Source organism: Ruegeria sp. B11, from assembly GCF_056539785.1.
Map to the genome: position 1 here is coordinate 327,796 of NZ_JBQFVO010000003.1, position 26,267 is coordinate 354,062.

General features: G+C 56.3%; 30 protein-coding genes. 17 read left to right on the forward strand and 13 right to left on the reverse strand.

Going from position 1 to position 26,267, the window contains the following annotated elements; translation table 11 throughout:
• Position 1: 1 nt before the first annotated feature.
• A complete protein-coding gene (locus ACR0I1_RS13370) occupies positions 2 to 784 on the forward strand; it encodes a Hint domain-containing protein (protein WP_170392383.1) in 783 nt (260 codons plus the stop codon).
• A gap of 118 nt (positions 785 to 902) precedes the next feature.
• On the opposite strand, the gene ACR0I1_RS13375 is transcribed toward ACR0I1_RS13370, so the two are convergent.
• Entirely contained in the window at positions 903 to 1,403 is a 501-nt protein-coding gene (locus tag ACR0I1_RS13375; RefSeq protein WP_170392385.1) for an Lrp/AsnC family transcriptional regulator, read from the reverse strand.
• A gap of 227 nt (positions 1,404 to 1,630) precedes the next feature.
• Between ACR0I1_RS13375 and trxB the strand changes: the two genes are divergently transcribed.
• The 4 genes from trxB to ACR0I1_RS13395 all read left to right on the forward strand — a co-directional run bounded on the left by trxB (position 1,631) and on the right by ACR0I1_RS13395 (position 6,709).
• On the forward strand, positions 1,631 to 2,572 hold the full coding sequence (gene trxB, locus ACR0I1_RS13380) for a thioredoxin-disulfide reductase (protein ID WP_170401816.1): 942 nt from the start codon (positions 1,631 to 1,633) through the stop codon (positions 2,570 to 2,572).
• A 1-nt stretch (position 2,573) separates the two neighbouring features.
• The gene (locus ACR0I1_RS13385; RefSeq protein WP_170594577.1) at positions 2,574 to 3,032 is read left to right on the forward strand and encodes an RES family NAD+ phosphorylase; all 459 of its coding nucleotides are present in this window, start codon (positions 2,574 to 2,576) and stop codon (positions 3,030 to 3,032) included.
• Between the two features lie 102 nt (positions 3,033 to 3,134).
• Positions 3,135 to 4,790 (forward strand): adenylate/guanylate cyclase domain-containing protein, encoded by a 1,656-nt coding sequence (locus ACR0I1_RS13390; protein ID WP_480706876.1) that lies wholly within the window; start codon positions 3,135 to 3,137, stop codon positions 4,788 to 4,790.
• Positions 4,791 to 4,990: 200 nt separating this feature from the next.
• On the forward strand, positions 4,991 to 6,709 hold the full coding sequence (locus tag ACR0I1_RS13395; protein WP_170801983.1) for a bifunctional sulfate adenylyltransferase/adenylylsulfate kinase: 1,719 nt from the start codon (positions 4,991 to 4,993) through the stop codon (positions 6,707 to 6,709).
• A gap of 72 nt (positions 6,710 to 6,781) precedes the next feature.
• Here ACR0I1_RS13395 and ACR0I1_RS13400 read toward each other — a convergent pair whose 3' ends face one another.
• The 3 genes from ACR0I1_RS13400 to ACR0I1_RS13410 form a co-directional block, all read right to left on the reverse strand.
• Positions 6,782 to 7,660, reverse strand: a complete 879-nt coding sequence (locus tag ACR0I1_RS13400) for a PhzF family phenazine biosynthesis protein (protein ID WP_480706878.1) — start codon at positions 7,658 to 7,660, stop codon at positions 6,782 to 6,784.
• 83 nt (positions 7,661 to 7,743) lie between these two features.
• A complete protein-coding gene (locus ACR0I1_RS13405) occupies positions 7,744 to 7,968 on the reverse strand; it encodes a DUF1150 family protein (RefSeq protein WP_170392397.1) in 225 nt (74 codons plus the stop codon).
• Between the two features lie 5 nt (positions 7,969 to 7,973).
• The gene (locus ACR0I1_RS13410) at positions 7,974 to 8,387 is read right to left on the reverse strand and encodes an Hsp20 family protein (RefSeq protein WP_010441788.1); all 414 of its coding nucleotides are present in this window, start codon (positions 8,385 to 8,387) and stop codon (positions 7,974 to 7,976) included.
• 165 nt (positions 8,388 to 8,552) lie between these two features.
• Between ACR0I1_RS13410 and ACR0I1_RS13415 the strand changes: the two genes are divergently transcribed.
• The 4 genes from ACR0I1_RS13415 to ACR0I1_RS13430 all read left to right on the forward strand — a co-directional run bounded on the left by ACR0I1_RS13415 (position 8,553) and on the right by ACR0I1_RS13430 (position 11,161).
• Positions 8,553 to 8,777 (forward strand): YdcH family protein, encoded by a 225-nt coding sequence (locus ACR0I1_RS13415; RefSeq protein WP_010441787.1) that lies wholly within the window; start codon positions 8,553 to 8,555, stop codon positions 8,775 to 8,777.
• Between the two features lie 76 nt (positions 8,778 to 8,853).
• A complete protein-coding gene (gene purE, locus ACR0I1_RS13420; protein WP_170392399.1) occupies positions 8,854 to 9,339 on the forward strand; it encodes a 5-(carboxyamino)imidazole ribonucleotide mutase in 486 nt (161 codons plus the stop codon).
• The gene (locus ACR0I1_RS13425; RefSeq protein ID WP_480706880.1) at positions 9,336 to 10,091 is read left to right on the forward strand and encodes an NAD(P)-binding domain-containing protein; all 756 of its coding nucleotides are present in this window, start codon (positions 9,336 to 9,338) and stop codon (positions 10,089 to 10,091) included. Before purE ends, ACR0I1_RS13425 begins: the two co-directional genes overlap by 4 nt.
• A gap of 2 nt (positions 10,092 to 10,093) precedes the next feature.
• Positions 10,094 to 11,161: a 5-(carboxyamino)imidazole ribonucleotide synthase gene (locus ACR0I1_RS13430; RefSeq protein WP_170636068.1), complete on the forward strand. Its 1,068-nt coding sequence runs from the start codon at positions 10,094 to 10,096 to the stop codon at positions 11,159 to 11,161.
• 61 nt (positions 11,162 to 11,222) lie between these two features.
• Here ACR0I1_RS13430 and ACR0I1_RS13435 read toward each other — a convergent pair whose 3' ends face one another.
• From ACR0I1_RS13435 to ACR0I1_RS13460, 6 genes are all read right to left on the reverse strand, one after another.
• Positions 11,223 to 12,374 carry an alpha-D-ribose 1-methylphosphonate 5-triphosphate diphosphatase gene (locus ACR0I1_RS13435; RefSeq protein ID WP_480706882.1) on the reverse strand — a complete coding sequence of 384 codons (1,152 nt, stop codon included), beginning with the start codon at positions 12,372 to 12,374 and terminating at the stop codon, positions 11,223 to 11,225.
• Positions 12,371 to 13,144: an alpha/beta fold hydrolase gene (locus ACR0I1_RS13440; protein WP_170512508.1), complete on the reverse strand. Its 774-nt coding sequence runs from the start codon at positions 13,142 to 13,144 to the stop codon at positions 12,371 to 12,373. Before ACR0I1_RS13440 ends, ACR0I1_RS13435 begins: the two co-directional genes overlap by 4 nt.
• 38 nt (positions 13,145 to 13,182) lie before the next feature.
• The gene (locus ACR0I1_RS13445) at positions 13,183 to 14,025 is read right to left on the reverse strand and encodes a DMT family transporter (protein WP_480706884.1); all 843 of its coding nucleotides are present in this window, start codon (positions 14,023 to 14,025) and stop codon (positions 13,183 to 13,185) included.
• 182 nt (positions 14,026 to 14,207) lie between these two features.
• On the reverse strand, positions 14,208 to 15,851 hold the full coding sequence (groL, locus tag ACR0I1_RS13450; RefSeq protein ID WP_170392413.1) for a chaperonin GroEL: 1,644 nt from the start codon (positions 15,849 to 15,851) through the stop codon (positions 14,208 to 14,210).
• A gap of 55 nt (positions 15,852 to 15,906) precedes the next feature.
• On the reverse strand, positions 15,907 to 16,194 hold the full coding sequence (gene groES, locus ACR0I1_RS13455; RefSeq protein WP_010441779.1) for a co-chaperone GroES: 288 nt from the start codon (positions 16,192 to 16,194) through the stop codon (positions 15,907 to 15,909).
• 174 nt (positions 16,195 to 16,368) lie between these two features.
• Entirely contained in the window at positions 16,369 to 17,043 is a 675-nt protein-coding gene (locus ACR0I1_RS13460; RefSeq protein ID WP_223116849.1) for a DUF2161 domain-containing phosphodiesterase, read from the reverse strand.
• Positions 17,044 to 17,164: 121 nt separating this feature from the next.
• Here ACR0I1_RS13460 and ACR0I1_RS13465 point away from each other — a divergent pair, with 121 nt between their 5' ends.
• From ACR0I1_RS13465 to ACR0I1_RS13495, 7 genes are all read left to right on the forward strand, one after another.
• Complete coding sequence (locus ACR0I1_RS13465; RefSeq protein ID WP_223116850.1) at positions 17,165 to 18,145, forward strand: TraB/GumN family protein; 981 nt, start codon at positions 17,165 to 17,167, stop codon at positions 18,143 to 18,145.
• A gap of 99 nt (positions 18,146 to 18,244) precedes the next feature.
• Positions 18,245 to 19,165, forward strand: a complete 921-nt coding sequence (locus tag ACR0I1_RS13470) for a manganese-dependent inorganic pyrophosphatase (protein WP_480706886.1) — start codon at positions 18,245 to 18,247, stop codon at positions 19,163 to 19,165.
• 197 nt (positions 19,166 to 19,362) lie between these two features.
• Complete coding sequence (locus tag ACR0I1_RS13475) at positions 19,363 to 20,238, forward strand: TIGR01459 family HAD-type hydrolase (protein ID WP_170392423.1); 876 nt, start codon at positions 19,363 to 19,365, stop codon at positions 20,236 to 20,238.
• A 100-nt stretch (positions 20,239 to 20,338) separates the two neighbouring features.
• Complete coding sequence (locus ACR0I1_RS13480) at positions 20,339 to 20,782, forward strand: MaoC family dehydratase (RefSeq protein WP_074736482.1); 444 nt, start codon at positions 20,339 to 20,341, stop codon at positions 20,780 to 20,782.
• Positions 20,783 to 20,842: 60 nt separating this feature from the next.
• Positions 20,843 to 21,775: a bifunctional riboflavin kinase/FAD synthetase gene (locus tag ACR0I1_RS13485; protein WP_170392424.1), complete on the forward strand. Its 933-nt coding sequence runs from the start codon at positions 20,843 to 20,845 to the stop codon at positions 21,773 to 21,775.
• On the forward strand, positions 21,772 to 22,245 hold the full coding sequence (locus ACR0I1_RS13490; protein WP_170512517.1) for a YcgN family cysteine cluster protein: 474 nt from the start codon (positions 21,772 to 21,774) through the stop codon (positions 22,243 to 22,245). Before ACR0I1_RS13485 ends, ACR0I1_RS13490 begins: the two co-directional genes overlap by 4 nt.
• A complete protein-coding gene (locus tag ACR0I1_RS13495; protein WP_480706888.1) occupies positions 22,245 to 23,279 on the forward strand; it encodes a threonine aldolase family protein in 1,035 nt (344 codons plus the stop codon). Before ACR0I1_RS13490 ends, ACR0I1_RS13495 begins: the two co-directional genes overlap by 1 nt.
• Before the next feature lie 19 nt (positions 23,280 to 23,298).
• Here ACR0I1_RS13495 and ACR0I1_RS13500 read toward each other — a convergent pair whose 3' ends face one another.
• Positions 23,299 to 23,898, reverse strand: coding sequence for a 2-hydroxychromene-2-carboxylate isomerase (locus tag ACR0I1_RS13500; RefSeq protein ID WP_170564150.1), 600 nt, complete (start codon positions 23,896 to 23,898; stop codon positions 23,299 to 23,301).
• A gap of 108 nt (positions 23,899 to 24,006) precedes the next feature.
• Between ACR0I1_RS13500 and ACR0I1_RS13505 the strand changes: the two genes are divergently transcribed.
• On the forward strand, positions 24,007 to 25,026 hold the full coding sequence (locus tag ACR0I1_RS13505; protein WP_170392433.1) for a ribose-phosphate pyrophosphokinase: 1,020 nt from the start codon (positions 24,007 to 24,009) through the stop codon (positions 25,024 to 25,026).
• A 52-nt stretch (positions 25,027 to 25,078) separates the two neighbouring features.
• On the opposite strand, the gene ACR0I1_RS13510 is transcribed toward ACR0I1_RS13505, so the two are convergent.
• Together ACR0I1_RS13510 and ACR0I1_RS13515 are read right to left on the reverse strand one after the other, a co-directional pair.
• The gene (locus ACR0I1_RS13510; protein WP_480706889.1) at positions 25,079 to 25,771 is read right to left on the reverse strand and encodes a nitroreductase family protein; all 693 of its coding nucleotides are present in this window, start codon (positions 25,769 to 25,771) and stop codon (positions 25,079 to 25,081) included.
• A 103-nt stretch (positions 25,772 to 25,874) separates the two neighbouring features.
• Positions 25,875 to 26,225: an H-type lectin domain-containing protein gene (locus ACR0I1_RS13515; protein ID WP_170420549.1), complete on the reverse strand. Its 351-nt coding sequence runs from the start codon at positions 26,223 to 26,225 to the stop codon at positions 25,875 to 25,877.
• Positions 26,226 to 26,267 lie beyond the last annotated feature (42 nt).

Sequence of the window (26,267 nt, forward strand, 5' to 3'; positions counted from 1 at the left end):
CATGACTATTCCAAATTCTCTGGCCCGCGCTGCCAGAAACGCGGTCGAGACGTCAGCGCTATTGCGCGATGCGCCTCGTCCCGCGACAAAACAAAAAGCACAGCTTCGACGCTATGAAGTGTGCAGTCTGCTGAAAAACGGGGATATTTCACAGACACGCCATATCGCGCCAGCTTTGCCGATGTTTGAAGATGCATTTTGTGCGTTCACGCGCGGATCGTTGGTCGAGACGCCGCAAGGCCAGATGGCGATCGAAGATCTGCTGCCGGGTGATGATGTCCTCACTCAGGACGGATCATCGGAAACCGTGCTTTGGAAAGGGTCTGTCACGCTGATACCCGGACGCGAGGATACGCGCGGGCGAACCCGGCCACTGACGCGGATCATGGCCGACACGTTCGGGATGCAAAAACCGATGTCGGGCGTTATCACGGGCCCCGCCGCACGTCTGCTGGGTACGCCTACGCATATGCGTCATTTGAACGGCGGGCAGCCCATGCTGACACCCGTCAGTGAGTTTCAGGATGGAATGGGTATCATTGAAACGCTGCCACCGACTCCGGTCGAGCTGTTTCATATCTGTGTCGCCCGACATTCCGTGATTCGGGTCGATGGCCTGCAATTCGAGACCTATCATCCGGGCATCAACGCAGTTCGAATGATCAGTCACTCTTTGCGTTCGATCTATTTGAATCTATTCTCACATATCGAATCGTTGAATGATTTTGGGCCGTTGCTCTTGCCAAGAGCCGGAGATGGTGAAATTGACGCTATGACAGCGTGAACTGGTTAACTATTACTGCAAGCGTGGGGCATCATGCAGATTTTACTGAGTTGGGTTTTAACCCTTGCACTGGCAGCGATGCTGCCACCCTGTCCTGTGGATCAAACAAGAGGTAGGTTCAGGCCGTCCGGTTCATCCGGTCTTCCAGTACGTCAAATGGTACGCCTGGCTCGTCTTTTGCGCCTCGGATAACAAGCGAAGTCTTGACGCTGGCCACGTTTGGCGTGGTCAGCAACTCGCCTGTCAGAAATTGCTGAAAACTGCTGAGATCCGGTGCGACGCATTTCAGGATGAAATCAACCTCGCCATTCAGCATGTGGCATTCGCGAACCAATGGCCATTCCCGACACCGGTCTTCAAAGGCGCTGAGTTCGGATTCGGCCTGACTTTCAAGTCCGACCATGGCAAAGACCTGCACTTCAAACCCAAGCTCGCGGGCGTTCACCTCGGCATGATAGCCGCGAATGTACCCCGAATCTTCCAGCGTCCGCACCCGTCGCAGGCAAGGAGGAGCGGATATTCCTACGCGCTTGGCAAGCTCAACATTGGTCATACGGCCATCGGCCTGCAGTTCCGCAAGAATTTTGCGGTCGATTTCATCCAACCGGGTCGTGACCATCGAATGCTCCTGAGTTTTTCAGTTGTTATATCAGCAGCCCCGGGAGGCGCAATAATATTTCACAGCCACGCAATTTTCGTTATTTCAGATACATAATTGGCCGCAAAGCCAATCATTAGGCACATCACGGACCTGCAATATGAAGGGGCTTTAAGCCCTGCCCTGCGGTCGCTATATCGATCCGCACCGGACAACATGTCCGCCGAGGCAGTTTGAGTGAGGATACCATGGCCGAAACACGACACACCAAGGTTCTGATCATCGGGTCGGGACCTGCAGGATACACCGCGGGCGTTTATGCAAGCCGGGCCATGTTGGAACCGATCCTGGTGCAGGGTATCGAACCCGGTGGGCAGCTGACCACCACAACCGAGGTGGAAAACTGGCCGGGTGACACCGAGGTTCAGGGTCCAGACCTGATGGTTCGGATGCAGGACCACGCCAAGGCAATGGGATGCGAAGTGATCGGCGATATCATCAGCGATCTCGATCTAAGCGAGCGTCCCTTCACAGCCAAAGGCGACAGTGGCACCGTCTACACCGCTGACGCGGTGATTCTGGCAACGGGCGCACGAGCCAAGTGGTTAGGCATTCCCTCGGAAGAGAAATTTAAAGGGTTTGGCGTATCAGCCTGTGCCACCTGTGACGGCTTCTTCTATCGCGGTCAGGAAATCGTTGTGATCGGCGGCGGAAATACTGCCGTAGAAGAAGCGCTGTTCCTGACCAACTTCGCAAGCAAAGTCACTCTGATCCACCGCCGCGATGAGTTGCGAGCTGAAAAGATCCTTCAGGATCGGCTGTTCAAGAACGAAAAGATCGAGCCGCTTTGGTTTCACGAACTGGATGAGGTGATCGGAACCGATGCCCCACTGGGTGTGGAAGGCGTCAAGGTCAAGAATGTAAAGACCGGCGAAATCACGGAGATTCCGTGCAAAGGCGTATTTGTCGCTATCGGCCACGCTCCGGCAAATGAGCTGGTCAAAGATACGCTGGAAACCCACATGGGTGGCTACGTCGTGACCAAGCCGGGCACGACGCAAACTTCGGTTCCGGGAGTTTTTGCTGCCGGAGACCTGACCGACCACGTATACCGTCAGGCTGTGACAAGCGCCGGTATGGGCTGCATGGCCGCGCTGGATGCAGAACGATTCTTGGCGGAGAACGACTAAGATGATTACAGAATTCTCCGGCCTCGTCTGGAGAATTCTGCTCCGCACCCAATCGGGTGACCCGCTTTCATCGGCCCGTGCCCCAGAAGGACGGTTTCATCATTCTGGCCAATTCGCGCTTTATGCGTCGCTTAGCGCTGAAGGGGCCGGGATCGCCATTCGGCGCTATGTCTCGCAGTGCGACCCTCCACGGACGATCCATCGCTTGAAAATATCCAAGGCGCAAGTATTGGATTTGCGGGGGCAACCTTCTGCCTCGATCGTCTGGCAAGACATGCGGGCAACCGGCATACCCTCTCCAACATGGCGATTTTCGGACAAGGCCCGCACATACGGCGCGGATGGACTGCTATACAGTTCGCGCTCGCGTCCTAAACTGAGCCATTTGGTGTTGTTCAACGCAGAACACCAGATGATACAAACCGCAGGTGCCCCCTGCGACTGGTTCCCCGAAAGGTGACCGCGCCTATCTTGACCGGCACCCGGCACCGTATCAGGATCAACCATAGTAACGCGAAGAACAGGTGAGCTTTTGGAAAACGTTCTTTGGCGCGGCGGATGGATGAGCCGGCTCAGAATCGCAAGCGGCCTCGTGCTGTTTGTCTTTGCGTTCTTTCATTTCATCAATATCGGCCTTGGTCTGTTTCACACTGATTTGCTGCACGGGATGCAGGGCGGACGTAAAGCTGTCAGCCGTAATGAGATCGGCAGCGTCGTGATATATGGCGCATTGCTGATGCACATGGGACTGGCGCTTATCTCACTCGCGCAGCGCCGGACGCTCAGAATGCCTTTCAGCGTCGCGCTTCAGGTTATTCTTGGCCTGTTGATCCCGCTGCAGCTTATCTCACATTTGGTTCAGACCCGATACGCGCATGAGATTTTTGGGGTGAATGATGAAATGGGTTACATCATCATTCTGATGTGGCCCAGCACCGCGATCTGGTTCCAAAGCCTATTACTTCTGCTGGTGTGGGTCCACGGATGTATTGGGCTACACATGTGGTTACGGTTGACCACATGGTGGCGCGCGATGGTTCCATATCTGATCGGTCTCGCCGTCTTTGTACCGGGCTTCGCCTTCGCAGGCCTTCTGACCGAGGGGCGGCGTATCTGGGCCGATTTTGCCGACCCCGATCTACGAGAACAGTATGTCGAATACTATAACTGGCCTTCGCAAGAAGAGTTTCAGTCTTTGTTTTCCGTCACAGACTATGCGCAGTGGGTATTCTGGGCCGCGCTTGCACTAACAGGCTTGGTCTATCTCGGGCGCAAGCTTTGGCGGCGGCGGCATTCGGTGCGGGTGCGCTATGTCAACGGTCCAGAAGTTGTTTCGGAGAAAGGCATGACCCTTTTGGAGATGTCGCGCGCAAACGGCATCCCACATACCGCGCTGTGTGGCGGCAAGGGGCGCTGCACGACCTGTCGCGTTGTGGTTGAAGATGGCGCCGATCAGTTGCACCCACCAACCGAAGTTGAAGCCCGCAGCCTGAAAGCGATCAGCGCGCCAGAGGGGACCCGCCTGGCCTGCCAGATGCGGCCGTCCGACCCGCTCACTGTATTTCGTGTTTTCCGCCCCGACGGCGCGCGTGATCGTGCGCATGCGAGCCAGGGGCAAGAACGGCAGCTGGCGGTTCTGTTTCTGGACATGCGCGGGTTCACCGCCCGCACAACGGGGCAATTGCCGTATGATATCGTTTTTCTGTTGAATCGTTTCTTTGACGCAATTGTCCCAGCAATCACGGCACAAGGCGGGGTTGTCGACAAATACATGGGCGATGGGTTGCTGGCGATGTTCGAAACAGCCAACGCCGCAAGTTCGGCAAGTGCCGGTCTGAGGGCGGCGGCTGGGATCGGACACGCATTGGAGCGTTTCAACCAGCAGCTCCAAGCAGAAGGCAGCCAACCTGTGCGCATTGGTATGGGTCTACATCTTGGTGATCTTGTGCTGGGCGAAATCGGAGCGGCTAAACACGCGCCACGCACGATCATCGGAGACGCTGTAAATGTTGCCAGCCGTTTGGAGGCTGAAACCAAAGCACTGGGGGTTGAGCTCCTTGTATCGGACAAGGTTTTGGACGCGGCTGGGTTACAATGTGATCCCCGCGATCTGCGGGAATTCAGCCTGCGCGGTGTCTCTGAACCCGTCCCTGCCCTGCCCGTCAGGCACGCAGCCGACCTTGAGTCGCAAACCTCACCGCTGGAACAGATTGCCTGAGAATGCGCCTAATGAGCCTGAGCGGCGGGATTTTTTCAATAACATGAAACAAAAAACAGAAAACCGTTCCATTTCGAGAAAAAACCACGCATTTCATCCTTAGTTTTTGCAAGTCTATGGACTTCACCCTCAGGCCGAGGCACATGCCCTGCAAACACCCTTGAAACAAATGCAAACAGAACTGCGATAAGAGTTTTCCGATGACGATGTTAAGCAATCTGGCCCCTATCTCTGAACTGTATGTTTCCTACGAGTCTGCGCAGAAACTGAAGATAGAAGCCGCTGATCTGACCAGCTGGGATCTTAAGCCCCGGCAGATTTGCGATCTGGAACTGCTTATGAACGGCGGGTTCAATCCGCTCAAAGGTTTCCTGAGCGAAGCGGACTATGACAACGTGGTCGAAAACATGCGCCTCGCCGATGGAACACTTTGGCCAATGCCGATCACCTTGGATGTTGACGAGGATTTTGCCGCATCGATCGAGCTGGGGCAGGACATTGCCCTGCGCGATCAGGAAGGCGTGATCCTCGGCACCATGACCGTGACCGACCGCTGGACACCAGACAAGGCGCGTGAGGCGGAAAAGGTCTTTGGTGCTGATGATGATGCGCACCCGGCTGTGAATTACCTGCACAATGTAGCGGGCAAAGTTTATCTGGGCGGCCCGGTCACTGGCATCCAGCAGCCCGTGCATTACGATTTCAAAGCCCGCCGCGACACGCCGAACGAGTTGCGCGCCTATTTCCGCAAAGTGGGCTGGCGCCGTATCGTGGCATTCCAGACCCGCAATCCTTTGCATCGCGCGCATCAGGAATTGACCTTCCGTGCCGCAAAAGAAGCACAGGCCAACTTGCTGATCCATCCCGTGGTTGGCATGACCAAACCGGGCGATGTGGATCATTTCACCCGCGTGCGTTGCTACGAAGCCGTGTTGGATAAATATCCGGCCTCGACTACGTCGATGTCGCTGTTGAACCTTGCGATGCGCATGGCTGGCCCGCGCGAGGCAGTCTGGCACGGGTTGATCCGCGCAAACCACGGCTGCACCCATTTCATCGTCGGTCGTGACCACGCAGGTCCGGGCAAAAACTCTGCCGGTGAGGATTTCTACGGCCCCTATGATGCGCAAGACTTGTTCCGAAAATATCAGGACGAAATCGGCGTCGAGATGGTCGATTTCAAACATATGGTCTACGTGCAGGAACGCGCGCAATACGAGCCGAATGACGAGATCCTGGACAAGGACAACGTCACGATCCTCAACATCTCGGGAACTGAACTGCGCCGCCGTCTGCGCGAAGGGCTGGAGATTCCGGATTGGTTTTCGTTCCCCGAAGTTGTTCAGGAACTGCGCAACCGCTTCCCGCCGCGCTCGCAACAGGGATTCACCGTATTTTTCACCGGTTTTTCAGGCTCGGGCAAATCCACCATTGCCAACGCCTTGATGGTCAAGCTGATGGAGACCGGGGATCGTCCGGTTACCTTGCTGGACGGGGATATCGTGCGTAAGAACCTGTCTTCTGAACTGGGCTTTTCGAAGGAACATCGCGATCTGAACATCCGCCGCATCGGTTATGTCGCGTCTGAGATAACCAAGAACGGCGGTATTGCCATCTGTGCTCCTATCGCGCCTTACGCAACTACCCGTCGTGCTGTGCGTGAAGAAATCGAACAATTCGGTGCATTTTGCGAGGTGCATGTCGCGACCAGCATTGAAGAATGCGAGCGCCGAGACCGCAAGGGTCTGTACAAACTGGCACGTGAGGGCAAGATCAAAGAGTTCACGGGGATTTCCGACCCTTACGACGCCCCTGAAGACCCAGAGCTGCGCGTCGAGACCGAGAATGTCGAGGTTGACAACTGCGCACATCAGGTTCTGCTTAAGCTGGAAAGCATGGGGCTGATTGCAGCATCCTGATCACTTAAGACGAAAAAATACATCAAAGGCCCTCAGATTTCTGAGGGCCTTTTTCGCAGGTGCGGGTCTGGTTCAGTCGGGCAAATTCACCTGCCCGCGCATCAGGACATGGCCGCGCCCGGCAACTTTGATCCCCGTCATCGCATCCGAAGGTCCAACGCGTGTCACGGTCGCCTGACCGGGGCGGCCCATGTCATGGCCCTGTTCGGCGATGAATGTCTCTTTGTCCATCAGTCCGTGTTTCCAGAGATAGGCCGCCATCGCACCGGTGGCCGATCCGGTGAACGGGTCCTCGGGCGGGCTGGGGGGCGCCATCATCAGGCGCGAGAATGTGTCGCCCGTAGTCGTTGCGCCTTTCAGTGCTACAAGAAACGGTTCAGCCATGTCCGACCCCGAGAAACCGGCCTTTTCGGTAATATGACTGAGCAAAGCAACATCCAGCTTGGCAGCGCGCAGCGCCTCGTGATCGCGCAGGACCGTAATGCAAAAGGGCAGACCGGTTGAAACGAACTGCGGTGGAGAAATTACCACCTCTTCCGGCAGGCTGATGGCGGCGGCAACCAGATCTGCGGGCACATGATCGCCGAATTGCGGGGCGACCTGCGTCATTTCGATGTCATCACCTTTCAGTTTGATCGATACAATCCCTGCTCCGGTCTCAAGCGTCAGAGCATCACCCTGAAACAACCCCCGTGATCGCATCGCTGCAACGGTTGCTATGGTCGGGTGCCCGGCAAATGGGATTTCCCGGCTGGCCAGGAAGTACCGGACCCGGATATCAGCGATATCGGATGGCCCGGTAAAAGTGCATTCAACAAGAGAAGTCTCGCGCACATATGCCATGCAAACCGCGTCCGACAGCCTTGCACCCTCATGCACAACTGCGCAGCCGTTGCCACCAAAGGCCTGATCGCTGAACGCATCCACCCAATCGAAATCATACCAGCTCATCGCGCACTCCTGCGTTTCATTCAGCGGCACGATCACCGCTGAGGCAGAAAATGTCACGTCAATTCGGCGGAATGTTTGGTGGCCTAGTGAACGGCCACCGGGGACAGGTCATGTTCGCGTGCCAGTACAAAGGCCAGCTTGCGGTCGGCAACCAGTGCCAATTGCTGCCCATCGGAATCGTGGACAGCATACAGCTGATCCAGATCGCCTGCCTGCTCTCGCAGATCCTGCGGAAGGTCTGCCACATCAACGGCCTTTACATAGACAATCCGATTGCCTTCGGCGTTGATCTCAATCGGTGTATTCATTGCTCTTACCCCTTCTTGATGTTGATTGTCTGAACCACGGTTTCAGGCACGGCGCGGGTCAGGTCCACATGCAGCAGACCGTTTTCCATGATCGCCTCGCCCACCTCGACCCCGTCAGCCAGCACAAACATGCGCTGGAATTGACGCGCCGCGATGCCACGGTGCAGGAATATGCGCCCCTCGCTGTCGTCGCGCTGACGGCCCCGGATCACCAACTGGCGATCCTCGATTGTAATCGACAGGTCCTCTTCCGCGAAACCGGCCACCGCCAAGGTGATGCGATAGGAAAAATCCGAGGTCTGCTCGATATTATAGGGCGGGTATCCTTCATTTCCGGCCTTTGCAGACCGTTCCAGAAGGCGTTCCAACTGCTCGAACCCCAAAAGATGCGGGTATGAGCCTAAGGTAAGTTTCGACACGTATTTTCGTCCTTCATTGTCAAAGCGACGTATTCTGCGGTCCCGATGTCGGCAACCGCGTGATATAGAATATGGGAAGATACAGGGATGTCCACAAGGTCTGGCCGGATAAACCCTGACACACTATCTTGTGTTAGAAGCACCACTTGAAACACTGAGTCGTCCATGAACGCACCCACCGATCTTTCGATGAAAACCGATGAAGTCCTACGGGTGGAATTAGAGGTCTTTCGACGCCAGCACCGTGATTTGGACGAAGCGATCGAGGCCTTGCAGGCCAAGGGGACCTCGGACCAATTGACGATCAAGCGGCTAAAAAAGCAGAAACTGCGCCTGAAAGACATCATCCGTCTGATCGAAGACAGATTGACCCCCGATATCATCGCCTGAGACGCGCGTACCGCATTGCCACATATGCGGATTTGGCTATAGTGCGCGCTCTTTCCGATGGCAGGGACGTAAGCGGATGAGCGATGTGAAAGTAGGGATCATCATGGGCAGTCAGTCGGACTGGCCCACGATGAAAGAGGCCGCCGATATTCTGGATGAATTGGGCATCGCTTATGAGGCGCGGATCGTCTCGGCCCACCGCACGCCGGATCGCCTCTGGGATTATGGTAAAACCGCCGTGTCGCGCGGCTTGCAGGTCATTATCGCGGGCGCGGGTGGCGCGGCGCATTTGCCCGGAATGATGGCGTCGAAAACACGTGTGCCCGTGATTGGCGTTCCGGTGCAAACCCGCGCGTTGTCGGGCGTAGATTCGCTCTATTCCATTGTGCAGATGCCCAAAGGTTTTCCGGTTGCGACCATGGCTATCGGTTCGGCCGGCGGGGCCAATGCGGGTCTGATGGCCGCGGGCATTCTGGCGCTGCAGGATGCCGCGCTTGCGGAACGGCTGGACGCCTGGCGCGAGGCCCTCTCTGCTTCGATCCCGGAAGAACCTCAGCAATGAGCCGTATCGGTTTCATCGGCACAGGCCACATCGCTGCGCCAATCGCGCGGCTGATGGCTGCAAAAGGTCATGATCTTTACGTCACAGAACGCAATGCCCAGGTATCCTCGGCCCTGCAGGCCGAACTTGGGGTCCAAGTTGGCACTCCGCAAGACGTGATTGATGCGTCCGAGATAGTGTTTCTCTGCCTGCGCCCCCATGTGGCCGAGGACGTTCTGGCCCCGCTAAGCTTTCGCGCAGATCAGAAGATTGTTTCGGTGATGGCCGCCGTCTCTGAGGAGCAGCTATCCGGCCTGTGCGCGCCGGCATCGGATTTTGTGCAAACGATTCCGCTGGGGTTCCTTCAGACAGGGGGTTGCCCGCTGGCCGCTTACGGCAACGATCGCCTCTTGGCTGATTTGTTTGAGCCTGAAAACCCTGTGGTGAAGGTTGCCAATGAGGCCGCGTTGAACGCCCACTTCGCCATCTGCGCCATGGTGCCAGGTATCCTGGATCTTATGGCAACAGGCACCGACTGGTTGGCTGATCAGACCGGCGACAAAGACCGGGCCGAATTCTACACTACGCAGCTTGTGTCAGGGTTTCTGACATCAATGCAAAAAGAGCATGCGGGCCAACTGGCAGCCGAGCGTGACGCGCTTGCGACCGAGGGCACACTGAGCCTTCAGATGACGGATATTTTGCAATCTGAGGGCGCGCATGATGCCTTGCGTGCTGCACTGAGTGCGATTGGCAAGAGATTGGAGACATGACGATGTCAGATATGCTTACGCCCGGTGCGACAATCGGGATATTGGGGGGCGGTCAGCTGGGCAGGATGCTCTCGATCGCGGCTGCACGGTTGGGGTTCAAGTCCCACATATTCGAGCCGAGCGCAAATCCTCCGGCCGGTCAAGTTGCAAATCAGGTCACGACCGCAGCCTATGATGACGCCGACGCATTGAAGGCCTTTGCTGAGTCGGTCGACGTGATCACCTACGAGTTTGAAAACATCCCCACCCAGGCGCTGGATCTGCTTGAGGCACACCGCCCCATTCACCCGGGTCGAGAGGCGTTGCGGGTCAGTCAGGACCGCTTGACCGAAAAGACATTTCTACAAGGCTTAGGCCTGCAAACCGCGCCCTTTGCAGACATCTCCGATTTGGACAGCCTGCGCGCCGCAATTGATGACATTGGCACCCCCGCTATCCTGAAAACCCGACGCTTCGGCTATGACGGCAAAGGTCAGGCCCGGCTGCGCGCACCCGAAGATGCCGGGGCGGCACTGGCCGATATGGCGGGCGCGCCGTCCATACTGGAAGGGTTTGTGGACTTCAGCCACGAGGTTTCGGTCATCGCAGCACGCGGTCTGGACGGGCAAGTTGCCTGTTTCGATCCGGGCGAGAATGTCCATCGCGATGGCATATTGCACACGACCACAATACCGGCACGCCTGTCTCCGGCGCAGCGGACAGATGCGGTATTGCTGGCCGCCAACATTCTCAACGCGCTAGATTATGTCGGCGTCATGGGTGTCGAATTGTTTGTGACGCCACAAGGATTGATCGTGAATGAAATCGCGCCGCGCGTTCATAACTCGGGTCACTGGACCCAGAACGGCTGCGCCGTGGATCAGTTTGAACAACATATTCGCGCCGTGGCCGGTTGGCCTTTGGGCGACGGTCAGCGCCACTCGGACGTCGTGATGGAGAATTTGATCGGGCATGACATGGACCGCGTACCCGAGCTTTCACGCGAACGGGACGTAGCACTGCATCTCTATGGCAAGGCCGAGGTCAAGGCCGGCCGCAAGATGGGGCATTTCAACCGGATTTCGCGATGAGGTAATCGCGCTTACGCGCGATGCCTCCGGCGGAGGTATTTTTAGCCAGATGAAGCCGGGATCAGCTCAAGAAACGTGTTGCGATACTACCGGACATATAGCTGACACACCCGCCTGACAGTGTGGCAGCCACTTTGTGGGTTGTCGCATCGAGTATCACCAGATCAGCACGATATTCGGGCTGTAGCGTTCCGCGATCCTTCAGGCCTAAAACCCGCGCGGGACCGGACGAGACAAGCGCCCAGGCGCCCGCAATATCCAACAGGCCAGATTTTACCAACATCAGCGCAGCGCGGCGCGGGCTGGGGTAGTGGTAATCCGATGCCAATGCATCACACAAACCCATCGAGATCAGATCCACCGCGCTGGCATTTCCCTTATGTGAGCCGCCCCGCACAACATTGGGTGAGCCGAGGATGATGTGATCTCCGCCCGCCCGGGCACATTCGGCGGCTTCCAGCGTTTCCGGAAATTCCGAGATCATCACCCCGCGCTCGCGCCACTCAGCACGATCCTGCGGCGTTGTATCATCATGGCTGCCGAGCCGAATTCCTCGGTTCGCAAGGACAGTGCAAAGGCTGTCCAGTGCTGCTGGCACCTCGGCGCTGCGGTTGTGCATTGCCTTCAGCATCTCAAAATGCACTTCGGGATTCCGTCCCGCCTTCAGTGCCTGCCCTGTCAAGCGGGGTGGTTTTCGCCCCTCAGCCAGCCGGTCATGAGGTAGATGATCATTCAGAACCACATAAGGCACCTGCCAATCCGCGATGCGTTCGGGCAGCCCGTCATAGTCGTCCAGCATATGGGTTTCGAAGCGCAGTTGAGGGATCAGTTGGGTTACAACATCATCCCGAACCGCAGCGATGGCGTCAAAAACCTGACCAGCAAACTCGGGCCCGCGCACGCCGCCTTCCCAACTGTGGAACTGCGCCAGAACAGCTGTGGTTATTCCATTCGCGGCTAGTTCCGCTTCAACCGATAAAATGCCCTCTGCCATCTGCTTCATGGCACCGCGCCGGGGCGCGATGTGACGTTCAAAACCGTCGCCATGCAAATCAATGATGCCAGGCAGGATGAGGTATCCTGACAAATCAATCTGCCGCCCTGCCATATCGGATTGAATGGTACCTTCGGCGATCGTCAGTTCAGCACGCGACACCCCTTCGCCGGGCAACAGAACATTCGCGCCGGTCAATGTCAGTTCCAATGAGTTCATTGAGTGGGCTCCGAGTCCGGTTCCGAGCAATCTTCCCCAAGGCAGATCTGGTCGATGATATCCATCACCCCGTCAAGCCAGGTGATTTGTGGATCGAACTGTCCGAATTCGATGAAATGCAGGGTCTGCGCCATGACCCGTGGGTTGTTCATCATGAACGTATGCGTCACCGGCAAAACGATGTGATCAGCCATACCCTCAACCTTTGTGGTTTCGATCGATACCTTGCCGTCATCTGGACCATCGATCAGAGACGAGAACACTGGGTTCAATGAGTTCTCGCCTGCAATCACCCCCAAATCGAAGTCCACGGGCGGCAGGCGGCGTGGAATACCCTCTGGTCCGGTTCCCAACGCAAGCCCTGCAGGGCCATTCAGAAAGCCGAAAACCTCCCAGGCGCCAAGCTCGTCCACCAGTTGGCTGCCCTGATTAGGAGGTCCGAGCATGACAACGCGTCCCAGATTCTCGGGGTCATTGTCCTGCAACCAATAGCGCAGCAGAATGCCCCCCATCGAATGCGCTACAACGTTAACCGTATCCTCCCCGCAGGCGGCGAACGCAGCTGGTAAAGTCTGGTTGGCGAGGTCTGGTATTGGTAGGTCTGTCGAAGGGTAACCGGGACGAACCACAGTGTAACCATGCGCATGAAAAAGCTGCTCCATGACGGTAAACGAGGCCTCTGTGCGCGCGAGGCCGTGCAGAAGGACCACGCATTTCGCATTGGCCACCGCAGGCATAAGGCACAAGAGGAGAACAGCAAGAAATTTCATACACGCCAGATAAGGCCTAACCCAGGCCGAGGGAACCCCTAGCCACGGTTCCGGCGCAGCACCGCCAGTGCGATGCCGCCGAGTACAAATCCGGCGCCGAGTAGAAGCCTTAGACTTGCCATCTCGGCTAACAGGATGACCCCGGCAGCAATTGCGATAACTGGAACGCTGAGTTGCACGATCGCGGCCACCGCCGGTGAAAGCTGTGGCACGACACGGTACCATAGCGCATAGCCGAGACCGGACGTGACGCCTCCGGAAAGCGCAGCCAGCCCATAGCCAAGCGGAGACACTTGCCAATTGCTTCCCAGCAGGAACAGGGCAAATCCCGTGACGGGCAACGCCATGATGAAATTTGCTGCAGTTCCCGACAATGCATCTGGTTCGGACCGGCCCGCGATGGAATATATGGCCCACCCGACCCCGGCAGCCGTCATTAAGCCGGCTCCTGTCGGGTCGACCTGAACCGTCCCAGCAGGCCAAAGAACAAAAGCCAGCCCACCAAGCGCAATACTGGCACCCAATATCTGTCTCAAAGTGGGTGCAGAACCGGTCATAGCACCAATCGCAAACATGGTAATTTGCACAACCCCAAACAGGATCAGCGCACCGAGCCCTGCATCAAGCGTCAGATACGCTACTGAAAACCCGATCATATAAAGCGACAGTGACCCGGCCCCAACAACACGTCGACGATTAAAAACAGGGATCGAGCTGCCCCGAAGCGCCACCAATACAGTTAAAACCAAGGCACCAGCCAAAACTCGGATGATGGCAAATCTCGCCGGATCACTTGCGCCGCTGTCGATAGCAAGGCGGTTCAGGATCGAATTCGCGGCGAAGGCGCACATGGTTAAAGCGGTCAGAAGAAACAGTCGCATATCAACCGCATAGCCGTTTCAAAGGGATTTGCACACTCACATTCCCGATTGCCGAGCCAATCCCGACCCTCCTCGGACCAGAGCCTACCAGCGCCAATGATACGAATGCACAACAGACATTCCAAACAAAACCGGGGCCGCCCAAAGGCGACCCCGCTATTAAGCACTAAGGCTAAAGCAGCTTACATCATGCCGCCCATGCCGCCCATGTCGGGCATGCCGCCGGCAGGTGCCGCGCCTTCTTTGGCGGGCTTGTCGGCAACCATTGCTTCGGTGGTGACCAGCAGGCCAGCAACCGATGCCGCATCTTCCAGAGCGGTACGGACAACTTTGGCCGGGTCGATCACACCGAACGAGAACATGTCGCCATATTCTTCGGTCTGGGCGTTGAAGCCGAATGCTGCGTCGTCGCTTTCGCGAACTTTGCCAGCAACAACCGCACCGTCGACACCAGCGTTCTCGGCGATCTGGCGCAAAGGCGCTTCGATTGCCTTACGAACGATGTTGATACCTGCGTTCTGGTCAGCGTTTGCACCTTCCAGAGTTTCCAGTGCTTTACCGGCCTGAACCAGAGCAACACCACCGCCGACAACAACGCCTTCCTGAACGGCAGCGCGGGTCGCGTTCAGAGCATCGTCGACACGGTCCTTACGCTCTTTCACTTCAACTTCGGTCATGCCGCCGACGCGGATAACAGCAACACCGCCTGCCAGTTTGGCAACGCGCTCTTGCAGCTTCTCACGGTCGTAGTCCGACGAAGTTTCTTCGATCTGAGTGCGGATCTGAGCAACACGTGCCTCGATCTCGGCTTTCTCGCCAGCACCGTCGACGATGGTGGTTTCGTCTTTGGTGATTTCGATTTTCTTGGCGGTGCCCAGCATGTCCATGGTGACGGACTCGAGCTTCATGCCAAGATCTTCGCTGATGACCTGACCACCGGTCAGGATCGCGATGTCCTGCAGCATGGCCTTGCGGCGATCGCCGAAGCCCGGTGCTTTGACAGCAGCAATTTTCAGGCCGCCGCGCAGTTTGTTGACCACCAGAGTTGCCAGCGCTTCGCCTTCAACATCCTCAGCAATGATCAGCAGCGGCTTTTGCGACTGGATCACCTGCTCGAGCAGCGGAACCATCGGCTGCAGCGAGGACAGTTTCTTTTCGTGCAGCAGGATCATGCAGTCGTCGAGTTCTGCGATCATCTTGTCTGCGTTGGTGACGAAGTAAGGCGACAGGTAGCCACGGTCGAACTGCATACCTTCGACAACATCGGTCTCGGTTTCCAGACCTTTGTTTTCTTCGACGGTGATAACGCCTTCGTTGCCAACTTTCTGCATCGCGTCTGCGATCTGCTGGCCGATTTCGGCTTCGCCGTTGGCCGAGATGGTGCCAACCTGAGCAACTTCTGCCGAGTCTTTGACTTCACGCGAAGCGTCTTTGATGCCTTCGACAACCTTGGCAGTTGCCAGGTCGATGCCGCGCTTCAGGTCCATCGGGTTCAGGCCAGCAGCAACCTGCTTCAGACCTTCGCGAACGATGGCTTGGGCTAGAACGGTTGCGGTGGTGGTGCCGTCGCCGGCTTCGTCATTGGTGCGGCTGGCGACTTCTTTCACCATCTGCGCGCCCATGTTTTCGAACTTGTCTTCCAGTTCGATTTCCTTGGCAACCGAAACACCGTCTTTGGTGATGCGCGGCGCGCCAAAGGATTTGTCCAGAACCACGTTGCGGCCTTTCGGGCCCAGGGTCACTTTAACAGCATCGGCCAGAACATTTACACCGGCCAGCATGCGGTTACGGGCATCGGTGTCAAACTTGACGTCCTTTGCAGACATGTTGTCTCTCCTTGAGAATATCTGTTGAAATGAAGATCAGAGAAAGCAGGTGCGCTTACTCGATGATCCCCATGATGTCGCTTTCTTTCATCATCAGCAGCTCTTCGCCGTTGACCTGAACCTCGGTGCCCGACCATTTGCCGAACAGGATCTTGTCGCCAGCTTTTACAGCCATCGCGATCAGTTCGCCGCTGTCCTTGCGCGCGCCTTCGCCGGTTGCAACGACTTCGCCTTCGCTGGGCTTTTCTTTTGCGCTGTCGGGAATGATCAGTCCGCCTGCGGTTTTCTCTTCGCTTTCTACGCGACGAACCAGCACACGGTCATGAAGCGGTTTCAATGCCATCTTTGCAGCTCCTTGGGCTCAAAGTTTGTTATCCTCCCCTCGCCGACTGACGAGGCGTTAGCACTCGGGTCTCATGAGTGATAACGACGCATAGCTAGGGAGTTGCAGGAAGCGAGTCAACAATATGTGAAAGATTTTTTTGCCCGGCGCGATAAGCAGGCAAGAACAAGGCAGCTAGTCTGGCTGATCCCAGCTGTACGCCCAGTGTTTCAGACCTTCTTGCCCAGCCTCAGACAACGCGTAGACGCCCTTTTCCACTTTTTCGAACCAGCCGTAGTGATTGTCGTACATCAAACGTGTCGCCGCACTTACGCCAGTGGCCTTTGCGACATCGGCCCCCTTGCCCGCTCCGTTCTCTGCCAGATGGGCCGCGCATTTTAGTGCATCTTGCCGATAGGCCGTTACGATCCCATGGCGGGTTGCACCACCCGAATTGGGATCACCTTGCAACCGTTCAAACTCGCGCAGCAACCGTTTGGCCCTGACCTTATCCTTGCGCGGCGCATATGGGCCGGGATCGCATTGAACCTCGACCGTTCCATCAGAGCGCACGGTGATCAGACCCAACCCCAGGCGACGGCACAACGCCAGATTATCCCTCAACGCCCGTCGCGCTGCTCGGCCTTTTGGTTTACAGACCCCAATGTAGACCTGATCGGTTATTTTCAGACGAGTGATGGCCTGGTGAAACAGCGCGAGGCTGAAGCGAAGCTTGAGTTCAACGATCACCGGCTCCTGCCCGTCTCGCAGAGCAACAATGTCGGCGGCGCCAACTTCACCTTTCACGGTATAACCCTGACGTTCCAACAAGGCTTTGATGGGTGGGTAAAGGTCCTGCTCGAGCTTCATAACGCTATGCTATGTAGTTTCGCGCGGATTGCCAGCCACGGTTTGAAGACAAACTACATTGCAACTGACAAGAAGGCAGGAGTACGTCTTAGTCATATTCGCCATTTCCGGAAGGTTCCATATGCGCTTGCTCAGCTTTTGTCTCGGCCTTTTGCTTCCGATTACCGCCCATGCGGCCTGCGAAGGGAGAGATCTTAGGCTTGACCTGTCGGCCGAAAGTCAAGCTGATCTCGAGAAGACAATCAGTGACATTCCGTTTCCGGAGGGCAACCACTGGATCGCGACAAAAGACGGGACCGTCTTGCACCTGATCGGCACCCTCCACACCAGCGACCCCCGCATGGCACCCGTGGTCGAGCGCTTGGAGCCAGTTCTGAGTCAGGCCGACGCGTTTTTCTTCGAGGTCACACAGGACGAAATGGACGCATTCGAAAAAGATCTGGCCGATGATTTCAGCCCGGTCCTGATTACGTCTGGCCCCACTTTGATTGACCTGATGTCGGAAGAAGATTGGACAGCGCTGTCCGCGACTCTGGCCGAGCGTGGCATTCCTGGCTGGATGGCGGCCAAGATGCGCCCCTGGTTTCTCAGTATGATGCTGGGTATTCCGCCTTGCCTGATGAATACCCCTGATTTTGATCGCGGCATGGACACGCGCCTGACGGAACTGGCCGAACAACACGGGATACCCCAGTACTCGCTAGAGCGGATCGAGGATTTGATCGCGATGTTCGACAGCCATCCGCTGGAAGAACAAGTGGCCTCTCTGACCCGTCTGTCCGGGGCGCTGCAGGCTGGGGACGACCAGATGATCACAATGGCCAACGCCTATATCGAAGAGCAGCACGCCGCGATCATTGAGCTTGCCAAGCTTCAAGGGCTTGAGGCCTCGGGGATGACGCCAGAAGAGTTTGAAGCCGAATGGAAAGGCTTCGAAGATCAGCTTCTGGTGCAGCGCAATGCAAGCTGGATGGAGAAGATTCTGGACCTGAAGGATCAGACCGCGGTGATCGCTGTCGGGGCCGGACATCTGAGCAACGACTACGGCTTACTGAACCAGCTACATCAAGCCGGATATACACTGGAACGCGCTGAATTCTAGGTTTTCAGACCAAGGGTCGCAGCAAGTTTGCTTCCGGGTGACAACCGTGTTTGACCACCCTATAAGGCGCGCAAATCCATATTCTTCAGGACACGAGACATGACAACGCTAGTTTTTGGCCACAAATCTCCCGACACCGATTCCACCGGCTCTCCGATCCTGTGGTCATGGTATCTGAACGAAGTAAAAGGTGAACAGGCACAGCCCGTTTTGCTAGGCGAACCCAACACCGAAGCCGCCTTTATGCTTGAGCGTTGGGACCTGCCCAAGCCGCAAATCATCGAGGACGTGGCCGAGGATGCACCGGTTGTCATCGTCGACACCAACAATCCGGCCGAGCTGCCCGCCAGCATCAACAGCGCAGATATCCGCGCCATAATCGACCACCACAAACTGGTTGGCGGGCTTGAAACCAAAGGCCCCATCGACATCACTGTGCGCCCGCTGGCCTGCACGGCAACCATCATGGTCGATCTAATGGGTGACGACGCCGCCAAGATGCCCGACGCGATCAAAGGTGCCGCGCTGACCTGCATCCTGTCGGACACACTGGAATTCCGCTCACCCACAACCACCGCACACGACCGCGCCGTGGCTGAGAAACTGGCGGCTGAACTTGGTCTGGATATCTCGGCCTACGCCGCCGACATGTTTGCAGCAAAATCGGATGTATCGTCATTCTCGGACGCCGAACTGATCCGCATGGACAGCAAAGAATACGAAGTAGACGGCACCAAGTTCCGGGTCTCGGTTCTGGAAACCACAGCCCCCGGTGTCGTGCTGGATCGGAAGGACAGCATCGTAAGCTCGATGGCTGATGTGGCCAAGGAAGACGGCGTTGATCAGGTGTTGCTGTTCGTGGTCGACATTCTGAACGAAGAGGCAACGCTGCTGGTTCCAAATGATCTGGTCAAAGGTGTCGCTGAGAAGAGCTTTGGCGCAACCGTGGACGGTGACGCGGTTGTGTTGCCCGGCGTGATGAGCCGGAAAAAGCAGATCATTCCGAACCTCAAGGTTTGAATTTAGATTGTCAAAGGCGCCCGAAACCGGGCGCTTTTTTTTTGCGAGGCTCTGCCTCGCGCTCCGAGATATTTTTGGCCAGATGAACAAGGGGGGTTGATTTCGGCCGCTCCGCCTTGGGCTGCACCTCTGGCCAATCCCCCCGCGCTCTGCCATAGGCTTTGACATCTCGCATTCCCTGCTGCACGAGGCGCGCCATGACCCAGATCGTTTCTTCACTCGCTGAAATCTCTGACCGCTACAAAGCGTTATTCGTTGATTTGTGGGGATGCGTCCACAACGGGATCACAGCCTACCCAGAGGCGGTAGCGGCGCTGCAAGCTTATCGTCAACGTGGTGGCACGGTGGTTCTTGTAACCAATTCCCCCAAGCCTCGGGCCGGGGTTGCCGAGCAGCTTTTACATTTCAATGTGCCGGCAGATTCCTATGACACGATTGCAACCAGCGGTGATTCGGCGCGTTCAGCGATGTTTCGCGGGGCGATTGGCGAAAAAGTCTACTTCATGGGGGAATGGCAGCGGGATGCCGGTTTTTTTGAACCCCTGAAACTGCTGGATCATCCGATCCACATTGAACGCGTTCCGCTGGACGCGGCCGAAGGCATCGTGTGTTGCGGCCCGTTCGACCCGATGGCGGACCCAGATGTGAACCGGCCCGACTTTCTTTATGCCAAGCAGAAAGGGATGAAACTGCTCTGCGCAAATCCGGACATCGTGGTGGACCGAGGCGAAACGCGCGAATGGTGCGCAGGTGCTTTGGCCCGACTTTATACCGAGATGGGTGGTGAAAGCCTATATTTCGGTAAGCCACACCCGCCGATCTACGATCTGGCCCGGCGCAGGTTGCAGGCGATTGGGGTTGATGTGTCGGATTCTGAAATACTTGCCATAGGGGACGGGCCGCAAACAGATATCGCTGGAGGCATGGGGGAAGGCATTGATACCCTCTTCATCACCGGCGGTTTGGCAGCCGCAGAAACCAAAACATCACATCATCCAGACGAAGACGCGTTGAAAGCTCATAACGAGAAGGAACAGATCAATCCAACCTATTCGATTGGTCGCCTGAGATAGCAAAAAAGACTTGATTTTCTGCAACTGCGAAGTAATAAAGTTGCCGACGAGCGGCAGATGATGGTCTTTTGTTGCTCTTTCGATCTCGAATGAGGGCAGCATGTTGGACAACCTTCCGCGCGGAACGATTTGCATCGAAGACATCGAAATGGGCATGTCACGGCACTTGCGCAAAGTCGTGACCGATGAAGATATCGAGATGTTCGCTCAAGTATCGACCGACCGGAATCCGGTTCATCTGGATGATGACTATGCCCGCGATACGATTTTCGAAGGGCGCATTGCGCATGGCATGCTGACCGCCGGCCTGATCTCTGCCGTGATCGGAGAGCAGCTGCCCGGACATGGAACCGTGTACATGGGACAATCGCTTAAATTTCTGGCGCCGGTGCGTCCGGGCGACATGGTTTATGCCGAGGTCAAGGTGATCGATATCGATTTTGCCAAACGTCGGGTGAAACTGGATTGCCACTGCGCAGTTGACGGAAAGAAAGTGTTGGTGGGTGAGGCCATGGTGCTGGCTCCGAGCCGCAAGTTCGACTGATAATCCACCTTAACCGAACTGCGGCTTGAACCTGACGGGCAGTCCCGCTAGGCAAGCCGCATGCATATCATCCGGGACTTCCAGTTTGTTGAACCAGAAGACCGAGGCGCAAGTGTCGCCATCGGGAACTTTGACGGTGTTCATCTTGGCCATCAATCCGTCATCGAGTTGGCGCGCAATGCTGAATTGAACGCGCCGCTGGGGGTCATGACATTTGAGCCGCATCCGCGAGAGTATTTTTCCCCAGAGGCACCGCCCTTTCGTCTGATGCGCGGCAATGCACGCGCGCACCGGCTAGAAAAACTCGGCGTGCAGAAGCTTTATGAACTGCCTTTTAATTCAACGCTCGCGGGTATGACGCCCGAAGCTTTTGCGAGAAATGTCATATGCGATGGTCTGGGGCTTTCTCATGTTGTCGTGGGTGCCGATTTTTGTTTTGGCAAAGGGCGCAGCGGTAACCCTCAGGACCTGGTTCGCTTTGGCGAAGAGATGGGGTTCGGTGTGACAATCGCGCCCCTGTTGGAGCGCACCGAGAATGTGGTTTCGTCGACTGCGATCCGGACAGCTCTGTCAGAGGGGCGCCCGCGCGATGCGGCAACAATGCTGGGGCACTGGCACCGGATCGAGGGTGAGGTCGTCGGAGGCGAGCAACGCGGACGAGAGTTGGGGTACCCGACAGCCAATATGTCGATCGAAGGACTACACCCTCCGAGATTCGGCGTTTATGCAGTTTTGGTCGACGTCCTGGATGGCCCGCATCAGGGCAGCTATCACGGGGCGGCATCGGTCGGGACCCGGCCCATGTTCCAAGGCGAGGTTCCTAACATCGAGACATTTCTGTTCAATTTCTCAGGTGATCTTTACGGTGCCACGCTGTCCGTTGGTCTGGTCGACTATCTGCGGCCCGAAATGACATTCGACGGCCTTGACGGGTTGATCTCGCAGATGGATGCCGATTGCGCGCGCGCGAGAGAGATACTGGCCAGTACATGACTACGGATCCAATCGATCGAGCTGGCCTCGCGCCCCGATTCTGGGAACGCAAGCCGCTGCGCAAGATGAACCAGCGTGAGTGGGAGGCCCTGTGTGATGGTTGCGGCAAATGCTGTCTTAACAAGCTGGAAGACGAAGATACGGGCGAGGTCGCATTGACCTGTGTTGCCTGTCGCCTGCTGGATGACGAAACTTGCCGGTGCACCCAATATGATATCCGCCACCAATTCGTGCCCGAATGCATCGTCATGACACCCGATAACATCGACAACCATGCCTATTGGCTGCCCCAGACTTGCGCCTATCGACTGCTCTGGGAAGGCAAACCGCTTTACGACTGGCACCCTTTGCTATCAGGTACGCCTGAAAGCGTTCACACCGCCGGAGTCTCCGTGCAGCGGCGAACCGTATCTGAATTCGAAACGCCCATGGAAGAGTGGGAAGACTACATCATCGAGGAGCCGAATTAATGCATTTTGCCTCTGATAATTCCGGGCCTGTTCATCCCGAAGTTCTGGCCGCATTGGCCGAAGCCAATCAGGGCTATCAGATGGCTTATGGCGCCGACACCTTGATGAACGAAGTGCGCGACCAAATCCGCGGCATTTTCGAAGCACCGGGTGCGGCAGTTTATCTGGTCGCTACGGGAACGGCAGCGAATTCACTGGCGTTGGCAACGCTGAGCAAGCCGTGGGAAACCGTGTTCTGTTCACCCGTCGCTCATATCCACGAAGATGAGTGCAATGCCCCCGAATTCTACACCGGCGCGAAACTGACTCTGGTGCCGGGTGGCGACAAGATGACCCCCGAAGCGTTGACCAAGTCCATTGAGGGGGAAGAAACCCGCGGCGTGCATGGTCCGCAGCGCGGGCCTGTCTCGATCACTCAGGTGACCGAGCGTGGCTCGGTTTACTCGCTTGCCGAACTTCATGCCTTGTGTGGCGTTGCCAAGAAATATGGGCTGCCGGTGCATATGGACGGCGCGCGCTTCACTAATGCTCTTGTCTCTTTGAATTGCTCACCGGCAGAAATGACATCGAAAGCCGGTATTGACGCCGTCAGCTTTGGCGGCACCAAAAACGGTCTGATGGGTGTCGAAGCAGTCATATTCTTTGACGAAAGCAAGGCTTGGGAGTTCGAGTTACGTCGCAAGCGCGGCGCACATCTGTTCTCCAAACACCGTTATTTGTCAGCCCAGATGGCCGCCTATCTGCAGGACGACCTGTGGTTGAAGTCGGCACGTAAAGCCAACGATAATTGTGCGCGTCTTGCGGATGGTCTGCGGGCAGTCGGGGCAGAATTCCTGCATGAACCCCAGGCAAACATGATTTTCGCAAGCTTTCCCCGCAGCCAACACAAGCGCCTGCACGAGGCCGGCGCCGTCTATCACCTGTGGGGCGATACGTTGGACGGTGAGGACGAAGACGAGATGCTGGCCTGCCGCCTTGTCTGTGACTGGTCCATCGGAACCGAGCAGATCGATCGGTTTCTGAACCTCTTGTAGCCGTGCCTCCCTGCCCCGGCTATTTCATCTCAGCCAGATGTTTGTCCAGATCATCAAGACGGTCCTGTCCCCAGAACCTCTGATCGTCCGGTGTGATGTAAAATGGTGCCCCAAAAACACCCCGGTCCACGGCTTCTTCCAGATTTGCGGCGTAGGTTTCCGCACCTACCAACAGGCCACTATCAGCTAGATTTGGATTAAATCCTGCCTGTTCCAAGCAATCCCGGATCACGCCATCATCAGAGATGTCCTTTTCTTCTGCCCAGCAGGCACGCAAGAAGGAATGGCAAAGTTTACCCACATCACCTGATCCATCCTGTACTGCTGCGATCACAGCGTAAGAGGACGGAGCCATGTTCGTCGGCCAGTGCGCAGGCTGCAGGTTCAACGGCATATCCAGATTGCGCGCTTGGCGCACCAATTCTTGCGCGCGGTATTCGATGCGAGATATATGTCGGTCTTTTGGTGGCGTTCCACCTGTCCGGCCGAACAGGGCAACAATATCCAATGGTTTATAGTTGATCGTCGCACCGTGTTTTGCCGCGATCTCTTCAAGGCGCATTCCCGCCAGATAGGAATAGGGCGAGAGTGTCGCAAAAAAGTAGTCAATCTGGGCCATGTTCACTTTCTCCGCTGCGTTATCTTTGCGGGACGGTAGACCCATGCTAAGCGGTGTCAACATCACGAATCTGTCACATTGCCACTGCTGCCCGGGGAAAATCAGCCGATGCCGACACTTCACGAACCCAAGCTTATCGCTGGGAACGCCAATCTTCCGCTTGCCGAAACCATTGCACGTCGCATGAGCCTGCATCGCGGCGTTGACCAGGGGCTGGTCGATGCTCGGGTCGAACGGTTCAACGACGGAGAGATTTTTGTCGAGGTTTTCGAGAATGTGCGCGGTGAGGATATGTTTATCGTTCAACCAACCTCGAACCCCGCCAATGACAATCTGATGGAGCTGCTGATCATCGCAGATGCCCTGCGCCGTTCATCCGCAGCCAGGATCACCGCTGTCATTCCGTATTTCGGGTACGCCCGTCAGGACCGCCGCACCAAGGCGCGCACACCAATCAGCGCCAAGCTGGTGGCAAACATGCTGACTGGTGCGGGTATCGAACGGATTCTAACCATGGATCTGCACGCAGCCCAGATTCAGGGCTTTTTCGACATGCCGGTGGACAACCTTTATGCCTCTCCGATCTTTGCCCTGGATGTGAAGAAACAATTCAAGGATCAGATGGACGACCTGATGGTGGTCTCGCCGGATGTCGGCGGTGTTGCACGTGCCCGTGAATTGGCCAAACGCATCAATGCGCCCCTTTCGATCGTTGACAAACGCCGCGAAAAGGCAGGCGAAGTGGCCGAGATGACTGTCATTGGTGACGTGAAAGACAAAATCTGCCTGATTGTCGATGACATTTGCGATACCGCTGGCACTCTGTGCAAAGCTGCCCAGGTGCTGATGGATAACGGCGCCAAGGAAGTACACTCTTACATCACCCACGGTGTCATGAGTGGACCGGCGGTTGAACGTGTGACCAATTCGGTGATGAAATCTCTGGTCCTATCGGACACGATCCAGCCTACGGCTGAGATCAACAAGGCCGCCAATATCCGCATCGTGCCCACCGCGCCGATCTTTACGCAGGCGATCCTGAACATTTGGAATGGCACCAGCGTGTCATCTTTGTTCGAAGACAAGACACTGACGCCGATCTACGAGTCACTTTATCATATGGATTGATCGAAAAAACTGCTGGCTACCATAGATAATGTCTGAATTCATGACGGCCTACCTATTCGGCGACCGTCATGATTTCTTCCAACGGTTTTTTCATCTTTGCAACTTTTGGCACCTTCGCGTCGTCTTGCGGGTGGCCTACAGCTACGATCATAATAGGTTTTTCATGATCAGGGCGGTTTAGCAGTTTATTCAGGAATTTCATCGGGTTGGGTGTGTGGGTCAGCGATACCAGCCCTGCATGGTGCAGCGCCGTCAACAAAAAGCCCGTGGCAATGCCCGTGCTTTCAGGCACGTAGTAGTTTTTGAACCGATCTCCATCATCGAATTGACCCCAACGTTGGGCGAAAATCACTATCAGCCACGGTGCGTCTTCCAGATGCGGCTTCTGATCGTTAGTCCCGATTGGTTCAAGCGCCTTCAGCCATTCATCCCCGGCACCGCCTTCATAAAACCTGCGCTCTTCAGCTTCCGCTTCTTCCCGAATACGGCGCTTCATCTCAGGGTTCGAGATTGCCACAAAGTGCCAGGGCTGATGATTGGCTCCTGAGGGCGCTGTTCCGGCTGCGCGAATGCACTCTTCGATGACCGTGCGCTCGACGGGCCGGTCCGAATAGTCACGCACGGTATGGCGGCGTTTCATCTTGTCGTAGAACGCTCGCGCTTCGGCCAGCATTTCTTCATCAGACAAGTCCATACGATCCGGAAGGTCGAAGGCTTCGTATTCGATGTGATCTCGTGCAAACACCTGTAAGATCCTCTGGTTGCGTTAGCCGCTATTTGGGGTGGCCAGTCTTCTTTATGGGACGACGCGCGAAGGTGCGCAATCTTATGTCACGAACAGGCCTGCTTCACGAGATGTCCCAATCGTCTTCATGCGAAACATCTCCAATTGCGGTCCAATTCACCCGAATTCTGGCGATACGCGTATCGGACCAGGTGCGAAACACCGCATTGAATCCTTCCAGCGTTATATCTTCGGCCTGAACTTCAGCCCGTAAAGCGGAAGACGTATCCACATCCCAAAGCACCACGCCTATCTGGACGATTGGCACAGAGCGGAACACTTCTGAAAAACGGACGCTTACACGACGCTCACGCGGGCCCTCACCAGTCCACATCACGCCACCATCGGCGAAATCGGAAAACAAGACCTCCTCGCCCTGATCAATGCCGATGGGATGGGTTTGAAACTTTTTCATCTATCGTCTTTTATTGTTCAATTCCTGCAGCTTAACTTCAGC